18 protein-coding genes and 1 other RNA gene are annotated in these 15557 nt (G+C 53.6%); 4 read left to right on the forward strand and 15 right to left on the reverse strand.

Annotated elements, in window-relative coordinates; genetic code table 11:
* From ACEQ15_RS19285 to rsmI, 8 genes are all read right to left on the reverse strand, one after another.
* Positions 1-447 (reverse strand): Mur ligase domain-containing protein (locus tag ACEQ15_RS19285; RefSeq protein ID WP_370280888.1); only part of this gene is annotated, 447 nt, incomplete at its 3' end.
* Positions 444-1907: a UDP-N-acetylmuramoyl-L-alanyl-D-glutamate--2,6-diaminopimelate ligase gene (locus ACEQ15_RS19290; protein ID WP_370280889.1), complete on the reverse strand. Its 1464-nt coding sequence runs from the start codon at positions 1905-1907 to the stop codon at positions 444-446. The genes ACEQ15_RS19290 and ACEQ15_RS19285, both read right to left, overlap by 4 nt.
* Positions 1907-3625: a peptidoglycan D,D-transpeptidase FtsI family protein gene (locus ACEQ15_RS19295; RefSeq protein ID WP_370280890.1), complete on the reverse strand. Its 1719-nt coding sequence runs from the start codon at positions 3623-3625 to the stop codon at positions 1907-1909. The genes ACEQ15_RS19290 and ACEQ15_RS19295 overlap by 1 nt, the downstream gene beginning before the upstream one ends.
* Complete coding sequence (gene ftsL, locus ACEQ15_RS19300) at positions 3618-3971, reverse strand: cell division protein FtsL (RefSeq protein ID WP_370280891.1); 354 nt, start codon at positions 3969-3971, stop codon at positions 3618-3620. Before ftsL ends, ACEQ15_RS19295 begins: the two co-directional genes overlap by 8 nt.
* Positions 3971-4909 carry a 16S rRNA (cytosine(1402)-N(4))-methyltransferase RsmH gene (gene rsmH, locus ACEQ15_RS19305; protein ID WP_370280892.1) on the reverse strand — a complete coding sequence of 313 codons (939 nt, stop codon included), beginning with the start codon at positions 4907-4909 and terminating at the stop codon, positions 3971-3973. The genes ftsL and rsmH overlap by 1 nt, the downstream gene beginning before the upstream one ends.
* Positions 4910-4928: 19 nt before the next feature.
* Positions 4929-5381 carry a division/cell wall cluster transcriptional repressor MraZ gene (gene mraZ / locus ACEQ15_RS19310; RefSeq protein ID WP_370280893.1) on the reverse strand — a complete coding sequence of 151 codons (453 nt, stop codon included), beginning with the start codon at positions 5379-5381 and terminating at the stop codon, positions 4929-4931.
* Between the two features lie 280 nt (positions 5382-5661).
* An RNA gene (gene rnpB / locus ACEQ15_RS19315) (RNase P RNA component class A) lies at positions 5662-6016 on the reverse strand.
* An 86-nt stretch (positions 6017-6102) separates the two neighbouring features.
* Positions 6103-6945 (reverse strand): 16S rRNA (cytidine(1402)-2'-O)-methyltransferase, encoded by an 843-nt coding sequence (gene rsmI, locus ACEQ15_RS19320; RefSeq protein ID WP_370280894.1) that lies wholly within the window; start codon positions 6943-6945, stop codon positions 6103-6105.
* Positions 6946-6981: 36 nt separating this feature from the next.
* On the opposite strand from rsmI, the gene ACEQ15_RS19325 reads away from it, so the two are divergent.
* From ACEQ15_RS19325 to ACEQ15_RS19340, 4 genes are read left to right on the forward strand one after another with little or no spacing between them, the layout of a single operon-like run.
* Positions 6982-8826, forward strand: a complete 1845-nt coding sequence (locus ACEQ15_RS19325) for a penicillin-binding protein activator (protein ID WP_370280895.1) — start codon at positions 6982-6984, stop codon at positions 8824-8826.
* Between the two features lie 8 nt (positions 8827-8834).
* Positions 8835-9194, forward strand: a complete 360-nt coding sequence (locus ACEQ15_RS19330) for a YraN family protein (RefSeq protein WP_370280896.1) — start codon at positions 8835-8837, stop codon at positions 9192-9194.
* A gap of 23 nt (positions 9195-9217) precedes the next feature.
* Positions 9218-9811 (forward strand): SIS domain-containing protein, encoded by a 594-nt coding sequence (locus ACEQ15_RS19335; RefSeq protein WP_370280897.1) that lies wholly within the window; start codon positions 9218-9220, stop codon positions 9809-9811.
* A complete protein-coding gene (locus ACEQ15_RS19340) occupies positions 9811-10386 on the forward strand; it encodes a BON domain-containing protein (RefSeq protein ID WP_370280898.1) in 576 nt (191 codons plus the stop codon). Before ACEQ15_RS19335 ends, ACEQ15_RS19340 begins: the two co-directional genes overlap by 1 nt.
* Positions 10387-10438: 52 nt before the next feature.
* Here ACEQ15_RS19340 and ACEQ15_RS19345 read toward each other — a convergent pair whose 3' ends face one another.
* The 7 genes from ACEQ15_RS19345 to rplM form a co-directional block, all read right to left on the reverse strand.
* A complete protein-coding gene (locus tag ACEQ15_RS19345; protein WP_370280899.1) occupies positions 10439-10846 on the reverse strand; it encodes a ClpXP protease specificity-enhancing factor in 408 nt (135 codons plus the stop codon).
* Between the two features lie 83 nt (positions 10847-10929).
* Positions 10930-11562 (reverse strand): stringent starvation protein SspA, encoded by a 633-nt coding sequence (sspA, locus tag ACEQ15_RS19350; RefSeq protein WP_282351058.1) that lies wholly within the window; start codon positions 11560-11562, stop codon positions 10930-10932.
* Between the two features lie 97 nt (positions 11563-11659).
* Positions 11660-12424, reverse strand: a complete 765-nt coding sequence (locus ACEQ15_RS19355) for a cytochrome c1 (RefSeq protein WP_370280900.1) — start codon at positions 12422-12424, stop codon at positions 11660-11662.
* A complete protein-coding gene (locus tag ACEQ15_RS19360) occupies positions 12424-13671 on the reverse strand; it encodes a cytochrome bc complex cytochrome b subunit (protein ID WP_370280901.1) in 1248 nt (415 codons plus the stop codon). Before ACEQ15_RS19360 ends, ACEQ15_RS19355 begins: the two co-directional genes overlap by 1 nt.
* Positions 13671-14267, reverse strand: coding sequence for a ubiquinol-cytochrome c reductase iron-sulfur subunit (gene petA, locus ACEQ15_RS19365; protein WP_370280902.1), 597 nt, complete (start codon positions 14265-14267; stop codon positions 13671-13673). The genes ACEQ15_RS19360 and petA overlap by 1 nt, the downstream gene beginning before the upstream one ends.
* Before the next feature lie 279 nt (positions 14268-14546).
* A complete protein-coding gene (rpsI, locus tag ACEQ15_RS19370; protein WP_370280903.1) occupies positions 14547-14936 on the reverse strand; it encodes a 30S ribosomal protein S9 in 390 nt (129 codons plus the stop codon).
* 13 nt (positions 14937-14949) lie between these two features.
* Positions 14950-15378: a 50S ribosomal protein L13 gene (rplM, locus tag ACEQ15_RS19375; RefSeq protein WP_282351069.1), complete on the reverse strand. Its 429-nt coding sequence runs from the start codon at positions 15376-15378 to the stop codon at positions 14950-14952.
* Positions 15379-15557: the final 179 nt, after the last annotated feature.

A 15557-nucleotide genomic window follows, 5' to 3' on the forward strand; every position in this document is an offset into this window, starting at 1 on the left:
GATCTCCATCAACGTCAGCGGACCGCCGATGTCGTTGTTCAGGTTGCCACGGGTGGCCAACACCTCACCCTGCTGGGCCAGGATCGCCGCCAGCATCTCTTTCACGGTGGTTTTACCGGCACTGCCGGTAACTGCAAACACAGGCTTATCAAAGCGTTGGCGATTCAGCTTACCAATCAGTCCCAACGCAGTGTGCGTGTTGTCCACCAGCCACTGGGGGATATCAGCCGGCTGCTCTTCGCTCACAACTACAGCAACCGCACCTTTATCCAGCGCCTGTTCGATAAAACGATGGCCATCAAAGTTCGGGCCTTTCAGTGCCAGAAATAGGTTACCCGGCTTAATGGAACGGGTATCGGTGCTGACACCGGTAAACACGGCATCACCACCGGGTAGCTCACCACCCAATGCAGATTGCAGGTCACTCAGGCGCCATTCACCGATCATGCTGACCACTCCCCGAGCGCTGCTTGCGCGACTTTAACATCATCAAACGGATACCGTTTCCCCATGATTTCCTGGTAATCCTCGTGTCCTTTACCGGCAATCAATACCACATCATTACTGCCTGCAGCCTTAACGGCCGCCTGGATCGCCTGCTCGCGATCCACATGAATGCGCTGTTCTTCAGCATCTACACAACCCGGCACGATCATATCGATAATCTGCTGCGGGTCCTCCGTGCGTGGATTGTCGCTGGTGATATACAGTACATCCGCCAACTTCGCCGCAATTCGCCCCATCTCGGGCCTCTTACCGTTATCACGATCACCGCCACAGCCAAATACACACAGAAGTTTGCCTGCGGTGTGTTCACGGGTCGCCTCAAGTGCCTTTTCCAGTGCGTCCGGTGTATGCGCGTAATCCACAATTACCAGCGGCTGATCACCAGAGCCCAGGCACTGCATTCGACCCGGCACCGGCGTGAGCGCCGCCAACTCCCGCTCAATCTGATCGGCTTTAAAACCCATCGCGCCCAGCACACCCACCGTCAACAACAGGTTGGAGACGTTAAATGCGCCCACGACCTGAGTTTTCAAGTCCATGCCGCCCCAAGGCGTTTTCAGCTGTGCATCGATCCCCGTTTTCTGCAGGGATATATTGCCTGCCTGGATATCACCACGCTCAACACCAAAGCTAAACAGGGAGCCACTTAACTGCTCAACCAGTTGCTGACCAAATGCATCATCGGCACTGATCACCGCATGCTGTGGCTTCAGCTCGGTAAACAACTTCGCTTTGGCCGCACCGTATTCGTCCATAGTGCCGTGGTAATCCAGGTGGTCTCGGCTCAGGTTGGTAAACGCACCAACCTCAAACTGGACACCGGCGACACGATGCTGGTCCAGCGCATGGCTGGACACTTCCATCACCACTGCATCCGCACCCTGCTCAACAAACTCGGCCAGTAGTGCCTGCAGACCAACCGCATCCGGAGTGGTGTGTGTTGCACCTGCCAAAGCATCCGGAAAGCCATTGCCCACAGTACCAATCACCGCTGTGCGCACACCCAAGCTGTTCAGCGCCTGAGCCAAAAAGTGGCTGCAGGATGTTTTGCCGTTAGTCCCGGTGACACCGATCATTCGAAGCCGAGCTGAAGGCTTGCCGTAAAACGCTCCCGCGATATCACTCAGTCGCTGTGCCAATCCATCAACCGCAATTACCGGCACGTCACCTTGATTTGCGTACTGCTCATCACCATCGATCAGTATTGCGGCAGCACCTTTCGCCAGCGCATCCGGAATAAAATCGCTGCCTTTATGGGTTCCACCCGCACGGGCGCAAAACAGATCGCCTGCCTTTACCTGACGGCTGTCCTGGTTAATACCACTCACCAGGATCTGCCCGGCATCAGCCTGATGCAGCTCTGGCAACAACTCACCCAATGTGCGTTTTATGGTATCCATCAGCGTTGTACCATCTGTTGATCAACTCTTTGATCCGGCTGAATCAGGTTATCCGGTGGCACGTTTAGCAAACGTAGCGTCCCACCCACGGCTCGGGAGAAGATAGGTGCCGCCACTTCACCGCCGTAATATTCCTGGTTGCGTGGGTTATCCACCATCACCACTGTAATCACTTTCGGGTCACTCGCTGGCGCGATACCTGCGAATACCGAGATGTACTGATCTTCGATATATCCGCCGCTACCCACTTTGTGTACAGTGCCGGTCTTACCCGCAACGCGATACCCCGGGATCGACGCTTGCTTGCCGGTACCCTTGATGCTGATCACTGTTTCCATCATGCCACGTACAGAACGCGCCACCTGAGCAGGCATCACACGCACCGGCGGCAGTGGTTTCTCTGTATGCAGCAAGCTCACCGGCGATAAAATGCCATCATTTGCCAACGGCAGATATGCTTGCGCAAGCTGCAGCGGCGTGACCGACAATCCATAGCCATAGGACATGGTGGCCCGTTGCAATATCTGACTCTCTGCGAGGTAAGGCAGTCGCCCTGAGCGCTCACCCGGGAAGCCAATACCTGTTGCGGTGCCAAGCCCTACATTTTGCAGCAGATGATGCAAAGTACCCGGCTCCAGGCTCAACGCCAGTTTCGCAGAGCCCACGTTACTGGACTTGGTAATAATGCCGGTAATATCCAGTTCACCGTAGTTACGATGATCACGGATGGTTTTACCTTTCACGCGCATGTAGCCGGGAGTTGTATCCACTACACTGCGCATTCCGTATTTTCCGCTCATCAACGCCGCAGCCACCGTCATCGGCTTCATGGTTGAACCCGGCTCAAACAGGTCCGTCACCGCACGGTTACGGATCGTTGACGATACACGGTCCGCCGGGTTGTTCGGGTTGTACGACGGGTAGTTTGCCATCGCCAACACTTCACCCGTTTTAGCATCCAGCATGACTAAGGATGCTGCATCCGCCTTATGTGCAGTGACGGCTGCTTTCAGCTCTCGATACGCCAGATACTGCAAGCGCATATCGATGGTGAGCTGCAGCGACTGGCCATGCTGTGCTGCGCTCTCGGAGCGAATATGTTTAACCGTACGCCCCAGAAGATCTTTCAGGACCAGCTGTTTACCGGGCTCCGCACGCAACGCTTTCTCGTAGGACAATTCCAGTCCTTCCTGCCCTTTACCGTCACGGTTGGTAAAGCCAACCAGATGGCTGGCCACTTCACCGGCGGGATAGAACCGTTTGTAGTCCCGCTCCACGTGGATACCCGGCACTTTCAACGCGCGAATACGGTCAGCGACTACCGGCTCCACCTGGCGCTTCAAATACATGAAACGTTTGCCACGTTTCGCCGAAATCTTTTTCACCAGCGCAGTGCGGCTGGTTCCCAGTTCCTGCGCCAGTTTCGCCAGCGATACATGGTTGAGGTCAGCCATCTTAGGGTCGACCCAGACCGTCGCCACAGGCGCACTGACCGCAATCGGATCACCATTGCGGTCAGTAATAATGCCGCGATGGGCCGGAACCTGGATTACACGCAAGCTGCGGGCGTCACCCTGGTTCTGCAGAAACTCCTGCTCTTCCACATAGAGTGAGATCAGCTTAAAACCGATACCAAAGGTGATCGCCGCCAGCATGCCCAGCACGAGGGCAAGCCGCCAACCTTTGCCTATCTGTCTGTGTGTCTGCTCTTCACTCATCGCGCACAAACTCAATTTTTGTGGGGTCCGGCACCTGCATCTGCAACTTTTTCAGCGCCAGGGATTCCACCCGGTTATTCGCTGCCCAAGCTCCCTGCTCAAGCAGTAGCTGCCCCCATTCAACCTGCAGCTCGTCGTACTCTCTGACCGCCACCTGATGTTGATGAAACAGCTTGCGGTAATCATGGGACGCAAAGATCACCATCAACGCGGACAACACAACCAAAAAACCTGTCACAAACAGGATTAGCGCGGGCTTAATCAGCTCCTGCGCCTGGTAGATCCTTACCGGCTCAGGTTTCGCGTCTTTCTCTTTAAAATTGCGAAACCGTTGCAATGCAAGCATCAGGCAATCTTGGTTGCTGCGCGCATCACTGCACTGCGTGCGCGTGGGTTGTCAGACACTTCTTTTTTGCCCGCTTTCACGGCTTTCCCTACCGACTTCAGTCGCTGGTTGAGCATATCCTGCGTCACCGGAATACCTGGCGGCAGATGCTCATCACCTTTCACATACTTGCGAATGAAGCGCTTAACGATACGGTCTTCCAGCGAGTGGAAGCTGATCACAACCAGACGCCCACCTTCAGCCAGCACTTCCAGCGCCTGATCAAGACAACGTTCCAGGTCTTCAAGTTCCCGGTTGATGTGGATACGGATACCCTGAAATGCACGTGTCGCCGGATGTTTGCCTTTTTCCCATGCTGGGTTGGCTTCCGCGATAATCTTCGCCAGGCGCGCGGTAGTTACGATCGGCGCTTCTTCACGTTCTGCAACAATCGCTTTCGCCATACGGCGGGAGAAACGCTCCTCACCGTAGGTGTAGAGCACATCAGCGATCTCTTTCTCTTCTGCACGGGCCAGCCACTCGGCGGCGCTTTCACCAATACCCGGGTTCATCCGCATATCAAGCGGACCATCCTGCGTAAAACTGAAACCACGTTCCGGGTCATCCAGCTGTGGAGAAGACACACCCAGGTCCAGCAGCACCCCATCAACCTTACCCATCATGCCGGCATCGGTGACAAACTGTTCCATCTCGGCAAAACTGCCGTGACAAATAGAAAAACGCGGCTCGTCTCCGAACCGCTGCTGAGAATGCGCAATCGCTTGGGGATCTTTATCAATCCCCATTACACGACCACTGTCGGAAAGGCGATCCAAGATCAGTGCAGTGTGTCCGCCACGGCCAAAAGTACCGTCCACGTAGAAACCGTCGGGGTCCTGCACCAGCAGATCGACAGCCTCATCCAGCAACACCGTAATGTGTTTAAATTCCTGCGCCATTCTTCAGCATGTATCCAATTTAAAGTGACAGAGTCTGCATCTCTTCGGGTATTTCATTACCCTCGTCTACCTGCAGATATTCATCGCGAGTTGCTTCCCAGAGCGCCTCGCTCCATATTTCGAATTTTCGTCCCTGCCCAAGAAGCACAATCTTCTTGTCGAGCTGCGCGTAATCCCGCAGCGGTGCAGGTAGTAGCAGACGCCCATTGCCATCCATCTCCAGATCAGTCGCATGACCGATCAGTAATCGCTGTAGGCGGCGTGCCGCTGGATTGAGGCTAGGTAGGGCCTCAATTTTTTTCTGTATCTCTTCCCATTCGGGAAGCGGGTAAAGTAATAAGCAACGTTCTTCCGTATCGATTGTGGCCACCAGACTGCCGTCACAACACCCCATGATTTGCTCACGGTAGCGTGCCGGGATCGCCATGCGTCCCTTTGCGTCCAGGTTGATCGGATTAACGCCACGAAACATCGTTGTTTACTCAGGCCTCACTTGGGTACCACTCGAACACCAAAATTACCCACAATTACCCACTTTATACCACTAAACAACACTATAGAAATTAACCCCAGCAAATGCAAGGCAACACCTACCCGGAAACCCGCGTAAAATCAGGCAATTATTAGATTGTTTAATAGTGGAAGAAGGCCGTAAAAGCCGTACTTTTTTGAAGCTATTGAATTACAAGGGGTAAAAAGCACTTCACTGTGCGGGCGCACAAAAAAGAGAGGCAAAACCTGAATAAAACTATAGGAGAAGCCCGCCGATAAGCCGGGTTTTGTCGTGGACAGTCATTCATCTAGGGTGTACGTCGCCATACACCTCAAGCGACCTACCCGGATCCGGTATGGGCCATACCTTAAGGATCCCTATTTGGTCTTGCTCCGAGTGGGGTTTACCATCGCCGTGGAGTGTTGCCACCCACGCGGTGAGCTCTTACCTCACCATTTCAACCTTACCGTTATCCGAAGATACTTAGGCGGTATACTTTCTGCTGCACTTTCCGTCGGCTTTCGCCGCCCAGACGTTATCTGGCACTTTGCCCTGCGGAGCCCGGACTTTCCTCCCCCTTGCCGAAACAAGGCAGCGACTGTCTAGCGGACTTCTCCGGCGCTAAGGATACGCATTACGTACCCTCTTTGCCACAGCAATATGACGATCCTGAAAAAAACTCGTCCCAGATACCGGAAAACTAATTATCCACACGCTCCAACGCCAGCTTGTAGAGCAAGTTCTTCTTCACGCCGGTGATTTTTGATGCCAGCCCCGCTGCCTGCTTCACCGGCAACTCCTCAAGCAGAACATCCAACACCTGCAGCGATTTGTTATCCACAACCCCAGCTTCCGGTTTTGGCTTGCCATGCACCAACAATACAAACTCCCCTTTCTGCTGGTTATGATCCGCCTCCATCCAGGCAATCAGTTCTGCAAGTGGCGCCAAATGAATTGTCTCAAAGGTTTTTGTCAACTCGCGTGCTATAGCTACCTGACGCTCGTCCCCCATTACCGATTGCATATCCTTGAGCGACTCCAGCACCCGGTGCGGTGATTCGTAAAAAACCAGCGTCCGGCTCTCATCAGCCAGATCCGCGTAATACTGCTTACGCGCCGCTTTTTTGGCGGGAGGAAACCCCTCAAAGGCAAACCGGTCAGAGGGCAGTCCTGCCGCACTCAATGCAGCCACAAATGCCGCACAACCCGGCACCGGCGTTACCCGATAACCCGCTTCGCGCACAGCACGCACAACGACAAATCCTGGGTCGGAGATCAATGGTGTTCCGGCATCAGAGATCAGCGCCACGCTGCTACCACCGGCCAACAAATCAATGATCTGCTCAATCCGCTGACGCTCATTGTGATCATGTACTGAAATCAGTCGCGTATTAATGTTAAAGTGCGCCATTAAACGGGCACTGTGCCGCGTATCTTCAGCTGCGATAACATCAACGTTGTTCAGCACCTCAACGGCGCGTTGTGACATATCCTGAAGGTTACCAATCGGGGTAGCCACAACATACAGTGCAGATTCAGACATCAGCTATTCCATCCTAAAAACCGGGGTGAGAAGTATATGACGATTCATTGGCGCCTGTCTTTGGCAGCAGGCATTCTCGGACTTGTTTTGGCAGGCTGTAGCCAGCCACCGGTCAAACCGACACAAGCAACCAAACCGGATTACAGTTCCGATGAACAAGCACGCATGGAAGTGGAGCGACTGCTAAAACAAGCAGCCAAGGCCCCAACGATTCAAGCAGCACGCCTGCGCGTGCAAGCCGCGAACATCCTGATTCGCATGGACCGCAAAGAAGCCGCCCTGAGCATTCTGGGCGATGTCGAGCTGGAATACCTGCCACCCTCACTTCGTTACGAGGTCGCCCAGAGTCGCGCCCGTGCCGCCCTGGATGCACAACAGCCACAGGAAGCCTTGCGTTATCTAGAGTTTCCGGCGGACAGCACCTATCGGCCGTCACTGGAACAGGCTACCCGCATCGGCGAGCTGCGCGCTGAAGCTTTCCGCTTGCAGAATGATCCCGTGAGCGAAGCACTGGAGCTAATCCAAATCAGCACCAACGAGCAGGATCCGGCACTGCTGCAGCAACTGCATAACCAGATCTGGAATGCACTGCGCATGCTGCCTCCAGACCAGCTGCAATCCCTCAGCCTGCAAACCGGAAACACCTACTATGAGCAAGGCTGGTTTGAGCTTGCACTTATCCACAAGCAAGCCCGCGGCCTGGATCAGCTCAACGAACTGACCGAAGAGTGGAACACACTGTGGGAGTCCCACCCTGCCCACCTGGTACCGCCCCAGTCCGAAGCGATTACCAGCTCAGAACCGATCCTGGCACAGCGCATCGCCGTACTCTTACCGATGCAGGGCAAACTGAACAAAGCCGCCACCGCGATCCGCGAAGGCATCATGGCCGCGTACTTTAACGACCAGGCCTACGGCAAACCAGTACCCGAGATTCAGTTTGTGGATTCCACCCAAGTGAGCGAGCCGATTCAGTTGCAGAACCTGATCAACGAGCAGCAGATTGATCTGGTGATCGGTCCTCTGCAAAAGTCATACGTCAGCGCCCTGAATCGCAGCGCACCGATGCCAGCCCCGGTACTGGCGCTCAACTACGACCACAACAGCGAATTCAACCAGGTGTTCCAGTTTGGTCTGGCCGCTGAAGATGAAGCCCGCCAGGCCGCCCGAAAAATCTGGAGCGATGGCCACCGTATTGCACTGGCCCTGGTACCAATGACCAACTGGGGCACCCGCATTCGTGATGCCTTCGAAGAGGAATTTACCGCGTTGGGCGGCACCGTTGCCGACAGCACCCGCTTTGACCGCCAGGAAGACTTCTCCCGCGATATCAGCTCGCTGCTCGCTACCGACAAGAGCGCCGAACGCGCGAAACAGATCTTCCAGATGAGCAGTCGCAAAGTTAAGTTTGAAGAGCGCCGCCGCAAGGATGTCGACGCCATCTTCCTGAGTGCACTGCCGGGTGATGCCCGCCAGATCAAACCGATCCTGGCCTTCCACTACGCGGGTAACCTGCCGATTTATGCAACATCCCATGTGTTCGCCGGCACCAGCGACAGTCAGCGCGATCGCGACCTGAACGGCATCCAGTTTGTTGACGCCCCATGGTCACTGACCGCACCGTCCGAAACCAAGCGCTACCTGGCGCAAAAACGCCAGGACACTGACACTCGCTTTGGCCGCCTCTATGCCCTTGGCATTGACGCCTACAAGCTGTACCCCTACCTGAATCAGCTCGCCACCAGTGAAGGCGCCAGTATTCAGGGCGAAACCGGCGCCCTCAGCGTCAACCCGGACAAAACCGTCGTTCGTATCCTGCAGTGGGCCCAGTTCCGCAAAGGCAGCCCACAGATGCAACAGGCGCGCACCGCCCAACCTTAGGACTATTCATGGATCGAAAACAGATCGGCAAGGACGCCGAAAAATACGCCCGCAGTTACCTTGAACGCGCTGGCTTAAAGACATTAGCCAAAAACTACAATTGCCGCGGAGGCGAGATCGACCTCATCCTCCGCCATGGCAGCACACTGGTGTTTGTCGAAGTCCGCCTGCGCAGCAACCCTCACTTCGGCAGCGCTGCCGAATCCGTCACCCCATCCAAGCAGAAGCGGATCATCCACGCCGCACGTCATTTCCTGATGCGCAACCAACAGTTTAGCAACCTCGAATGCCGCTTCGATGTCATCGCTTTTGACTCGACAGAAGCACTCTCCGCGCCACTGTGGTATAAAGACGCCTTCAGACTATGATGTAGCAGTGTTAAGGAAAAAAAATGGAACTTGAGGACCGTATCGTCAGTCAGTTTCACAACTCGATGGAGGTGAATGCCGTTACCATCGAACAATATACGCCCATGATCGCACATGCGGGCGAGCTGCTACTCCATTGCCTGGTCACCGACGCCAAGGTGCTAACCTGCGGAAACGGTGCCTCAGCATCGCTGGCTCAGCATTTCTGCAGCCTGATGCTTAACCGCTTTCGCCAGGAACGTCCGGGTCTGCCGGCAATCAGCCTGAATGCTGATGCCAATACGATGAGTGGCATCAGCGAAGACAGCAGCTTCAGCGACGTGTACGCCAAGCAGATTCGTGCCCTGGGACAACCCGGCGATCTACTGCTGATCGTGTCACCCCACGGCCGCTCGAACAGCCTGGTACAGGCCATTCAGGCAGCCCACGACCGGGAAATGACGGTTATCGCCCTGACCGGCAATGACGGCGGTGACATGACCGCACTGCTTGGCCCGGATGAGGTTGAGATCTGCGTACCGGCAGAAGACCCAATTCTGGTGCACGACGCGCACCTGCTCGTTCTGCACTCTCTTTGTGATCTGGTCGATTTTCAACTGTTTGGAAGCGAACTCTGATGAACACGAAACTCGCAATCGCTACACTTATTTGCTCTCTGACTTTGAGCGGCTGCTCTAACTTGATCAGCGCCAGTCGTGAGGAACCCATCCCTGAAGACTATGGCTCCCGCACCGTAGGCAGCTATGTTGACGATGAAGTGGTTGAAACCAAAGCGTACGTAAACCTGATGGAAGCCGAACCACAGCTTCAAGGGGCGTCTGTGGGCGTGACCAGCTTTAACGGCATTGTCCTACTCACCGGACAGGCCCCCTCTGAAGAGACACGCAGCCTGGCAGAGCAGATCGTTGCCAACGTACGCAAAGTGCGTCGCGTACACAACGAAATCGAAGTCTCCGGCAGCACCTCAACGCTGAATGATGCCAGCGATGTGTGGCTGACACTGAAAACCAAAAGCCAGCTGTTGATTGATGAAGGTGTACCGGGCCACCGTATCAAAGTGGTAACCGAAAACGGCACCGTTTACCTGATGGGACTGGTTAGCCAAGCGGAAGCCGACGCTGCTGTCGGCATCGTCAGCGGTCTGGGTGGTGTACAGAAGATTGTGAAGATCTTCGAATACATCGACCAGTAACGCCATCACACGTCAAAGAAAAAGCCGGAACGATCACTCGCTCCGGCTTTTTTTATTTTACGACCTTCAGTACAGGTCCTTTTTTCTTTGGCGGCGCTTCCGGCTCTGGCGGCTCCGGCGGCGGCTCATCCATGTCATAGAGATCAGCGCCCGGTTCAATTCCAAAACCCATACCCGCAGCATTTTCCCGGGCATAGATCGCAATCACGGCGCCCAACGGAATATACACGTCCATAGGCACACCACCAAAGCGCGCATTAAAGCTTACCGCATGGTCATCAACCATAAATCCACGCACAGCGGTTGGCGCAATGTTCAACACAATCTGGCCGTCTTCGACAAACTGCACCGGCACCACAACACCACTCCAGTCAGCGTTAACGACCACGTGTGGGGTCAGATCGTTATCCTGCATCCACTCGTACAGTGCACGCAACAGATAGGGACGACTTGGCTTCATAACAACTCCATACAAAAAAGGGACGAAGTCACCTTCATCCCCTTATTTTCATGCACCAGCATAGACGCTGGCAATATCTGCTATCAGTCGCGCATTTCACGCTCTGCATCAGATAGGCTCGCCTGGAACGATTCACGCTCGAACAGACGCTCCATGTACTTCAGCAGCGGCTTGCACTGATCTTCAGGCAGCTCAACACCCAGCAGCGGCAGACGCCACAGAACCGGTGCCAGACAGCAGTCCACAAGCGAAAACTCTTCGCTCATGAAGTATTCCTTCTCTGCGAAGATAGGAGATACAGCTACCAGGCTGTCGCGAAGCTCTTTACGCAGGCGCTCACCTTCTTCAAAGTCTTCCGGGTCGGCCAGAATCTGATCCACCAGAGAACACCAGTCACGCTGGATACGGTGCATGTACAGACGGCTTTCAGCACGCGCAACCGGGTAAACCGGCAGCAACGGCGGATGAGGGAAGCGCTCATCCAGATATTCCATCATCACGTTTGGCTCGTACAGAACCAACTCACGATCAACCAGCGTTGGCAGGCTATTGTAAGGGTTCAGGGAAGCCAGATCTTCTGGCAGATCGCTTGCGTCGCAGTCATGAATCTCTACTGCTACACCCTTCTCAGCCAGCACAATACGCACTCGATGACTGTAGTGATCCTCACCATTGGAATAGAAAGTCATGGAAGAACGTTTTGCCACTACGCCCATCGATAGATCTCCGTATAAATTGCTTAATCTTGAAACAAATGCGCGGCCCATCCGGACCGCGCAATATAAGAACCTGGGTTATTGTACCACAGAGTTCTTAATGTACATCTCGCCAGTACTCTTTCTTCAGCGCGAAAGCGAAGAAGAAGAAGATGAACAGGAAGATCAGCACGTTGATACCGATACGCTTGGAATCCTGCTTGTACGGCTCGCCTACGTAAGCCAGGAAGTTGGTCAGGTCGTAGATAACCTTGTCAAACTCCTCTGGAGACAGCTCACCTTCTTTAACAACGGTGATACAGCTGTTCATGCTCTTACCGGTCAGCGGGTCGATCTTACCGTGAGCGGCGTGCAGCTCTTCAGGCGTACAGTTGTTCACCTTCACACCTTCCAGATGCTCCAGTACGTTTGGCATACCCACGTCTTTGAAGACTGTGTTGTTTACGCCGTACGGACGGGATTCATCCTTGTAGAAACCGCGCAGGTAGGTGTAAACCCAGTCAGGACCACGCAGACGCGTTTCCAGAGACAGGTCTGGCGGAGGATTACCGAACCAGTTACCCGCATCAGCAGAAGACATAGCAATAGTCATCTGCTCACCGATTTTCTGATCACCAAAGATCAGGTGCTCTTCAACCAGCTCGTTTGGAATACCCGCGTCAACAGCAGCACGCTCGAAACGCTGGTATTTCAGAGAGTGACAACCCATGCAGTTGTTCACAAAGGTCTGCATACCACGCTGCAGGGAAGCCTGGTTAGTTGGATCAACTTCAATGTGATCCAGCGGGGCTTTCGCACCACCAGCTGCATTCGCAGCCAGTGGCAGGACAGCCATTACAATAGCAACAAGAAACTTTTTCATTAGCCTGTAACCCTCTCCGGTACCGGTTTAGTGCTTTCCATCTTGGTGTAGAACGGCATCAGGAAGAAGTATGCAAAGTACAGTGCAGTACAGATCTGAGCCACCAACGTACGGATTGGAGTGGAAGAAACAACACCCAGGTAACCTAGCACTACGAAGGATACACAGAAGATCACCAACCAGATCTTACTCAGCATACCTTTGTAGCGAATAGATTTAACTGGGCTGCGGTCCAGCCAAGGCAGTACGAACAGGATTGCAATAGCTCCACCCATTACAACTACACCAGGGAACTGGGAGCCAGCGATTGGTGGAATTGCACGCAACATTGCGTAGAACGGAGTGAAGTACCACACCGGTGCAATGTGCTCAGGCGTTTTCAGCGGGTTAGCAGGTTCAAAGTTAGGTGCTTCAATGAAGTAACCACCACCTTCTGGGAAGAAGAAGATTACTGCACAGAATACGAACAGGAATACCACCACACCTACGATGTCTTTAACAGAGTAGTAAGGGTGGAATGGGATACCGTCCAGCGGCACACCGTTTTCGTCTTTCTTCTCTTTGATCTCGATGCCGTCTGGGTTGTTGGAACCCACTTCGTGCAGCGCGATGATGTGCAGCACAACCAGTGCCAGCAGAACGATCGGCAGCGCAATTACGTGCAGGGAGAAGAATCGGTTCAGAGTGATGCCAGAGATCAGGTAGTCACCACGAATCCACAGTGCCAAATCTTCACCGATCACTGGTACCGCAGAGAACAGGGAAACGATTACCTGTGCACCCCAGTAAGACATCTGACCCCATGGCAGCAGGTAACCCATGAAGGCTTCAGCCATCAGCGCCAGGTAGATTGTCATACCGAAGATCCACACCAGTTCACGCGGCTTGCGGTAGGAACCGTACATCATGCCACGCAGCATGTGCAGGTAAACCACCACGAAGAATGCAGATGCGCCGGTGGAGTGCATATAACGCAGAATCCAGCCGTATTCGACATCTCGCATGATGTACTCGACAGAATCGAATGCACCTTCAGCAGTCGGAGAGTAGCTCATGGTCAGCCAGATACCGGTCAGGATCTGGTTAACCAGCACCAGCAGTGCCAGGGAACCGAAGAAGTACCAGAAGTTAAAGTTCTTCGGAGCGTAGTATTTAGACAGGTGATCTTCCCACATTGCTGTTGCAGGGAAACGATCATCGATCCAGCCCATCAGGCCAGGATTTCCTTTGTTACGGTAACCAGCCATTATGCAGTCTCCTGATCTACACCAACGATAATCACATCATCGCTCTCATAGAAATGAGGCGGGATTACCAGGTTACTTGGAGCCGGGGAGCCATTCATTACACGGCCGGACAGGTCAAAACGGGAGCCGTGACAAGGACAGTAGTAGCCACCCACCCAATCTGAACCCAGATCTTCAGGAGCCAGTTCCGGACGGTAGGTCGGAGAACAACCCAGGTGAGTACAGATACCTACCAGTACCGCGATATCCTCACGAATCGCACGCGCTGGGGTTTTAGGAATGTACGCAGGCTGCTGTGCAGCGTTATCAGAATTAGGATCCTGAAGGTTGTTCAGTGCATTCAGACTTTCCAGCGCCTCTGGGCCACGACGAACGATCCAAACTGGCTTACCACGCCATTTCACGACCGTCTGCTGACCCGGCTCAAGCTTGCTTACGTCCACCTTTACAGGTGCACCAGCAGACTTAGCCTTGGCACTTGGATTCCAAGAAGCTACGAATGGGACAGCCGCTCCTACAGCGCCAACCGCACCAACTGCGGATGTAGCACCGATAAGGAGGCGACGCCGACCCTTATTCACGCCGTCATTGCTCATTTAAGATGTTCTCCCCTACTCGACCTCAAGCTTTTTTTGCAGATGCAAAAACTATTGGCCGCTAAGTATAAAAAGCCACGGAAACATGGATTCTAAAAATGGCCAAGATATTAATGAAATTACCCCTTTCTTACAAGGTGAATTCGGCCAAGTGTCGCAAAATTAGATCAAAGTATTGACCTGATCACTGGCACAAAAAGCAGGCACAAAAAAACGCCTGATCCCAGAGGAAACAGGCGTTTTTCTTCTGTATCGCGCTGCAAAAAACAGCGCAGCGAATTAACGCTTGGAGAACTGTGGCTTCTTACGTGCTTTACGCAGACCCACTTTCTTACGCTCAACTTCACGAGCGTCACGGGTAACGTAACCCGCCTGACGCAGTGCTGGGCGCAGAGTCTCATCGTACTCCATCAGCGCACGGGTGATACCGTGACGAATCGCACCAGCCTGGCCGTTACCGCCACCACCAGCAACAGTGATGTACAGGTCGAATTTTTCAACAGTCTCTGTCAGTTCCAGAGGCTGACGAACGATCATGCGAGCAGTTTCGCGACCGAAGTACTCTTCCAGAGAACGGTTGTTGATAGTGATAGAACCAGTGCCCGGACGCAGGAATACACGAGCAGTGGAAGTTTTACGACGGCCAGTGCCGTAGTACTGAGTAGACATAGTGACCTTCCCCTTAGACGTTCAGTTCTTTTGGCTGCTGAGCCTGGTGCGGATGTTCGGAGCCAGCGTACACTTTCAGTTTTGCGTACATAGCACGACCCAGCGGACCTTTTGGCAGCATGCCTTTAACGGCCAGCTCAATAGTACGCTCAGGGTAGGTTTCGATCATTTTCTGGAAAGAAGCTTCTTTCAGACCACCTGGGTAACCGGTGTGACGGTAGTACATTTTGTCTGTACGCTTGTTACCAGTTACGTTTACTTTCTCAGCGTTGATAACAACGATGTAGTCACCGGTGTCAACGTGAGGAGTGTATTCAGCCTTGTGCTTGCCGCGCAGACGACGAGCAATTTCGGTAGCCATACGACCCAGAGTTACACCCTCTGCGTCAATTACAAACCAGTCGCGTTTTACTTCGGCTGGCTTAGCAACGAAAGTTTTCATTGATATTTCGCCTTTCTAAATTTAGGGCTAGCGATAAAACGATGACACCGTTTTATAACCGACCTAACTTATAATTATTGGTTGTTTCGCATACAGCAAAAACAACAACTGCCTTCCCCAAAATGGAAGGAGCGCGAATTATAGATAACTCGCGCTCCTCTTTCGAGTACTTTTTTCTC

This window comes from Pontibacterium sp. (assembly GCF_964228735.1).
In the GTDB taxonomy this organism is placed as follows: Bacteria; Pseudomonadota; Gammaproteobacteria; order Pseudomonadales; family Balneatricaceae; genus Pontibacterium.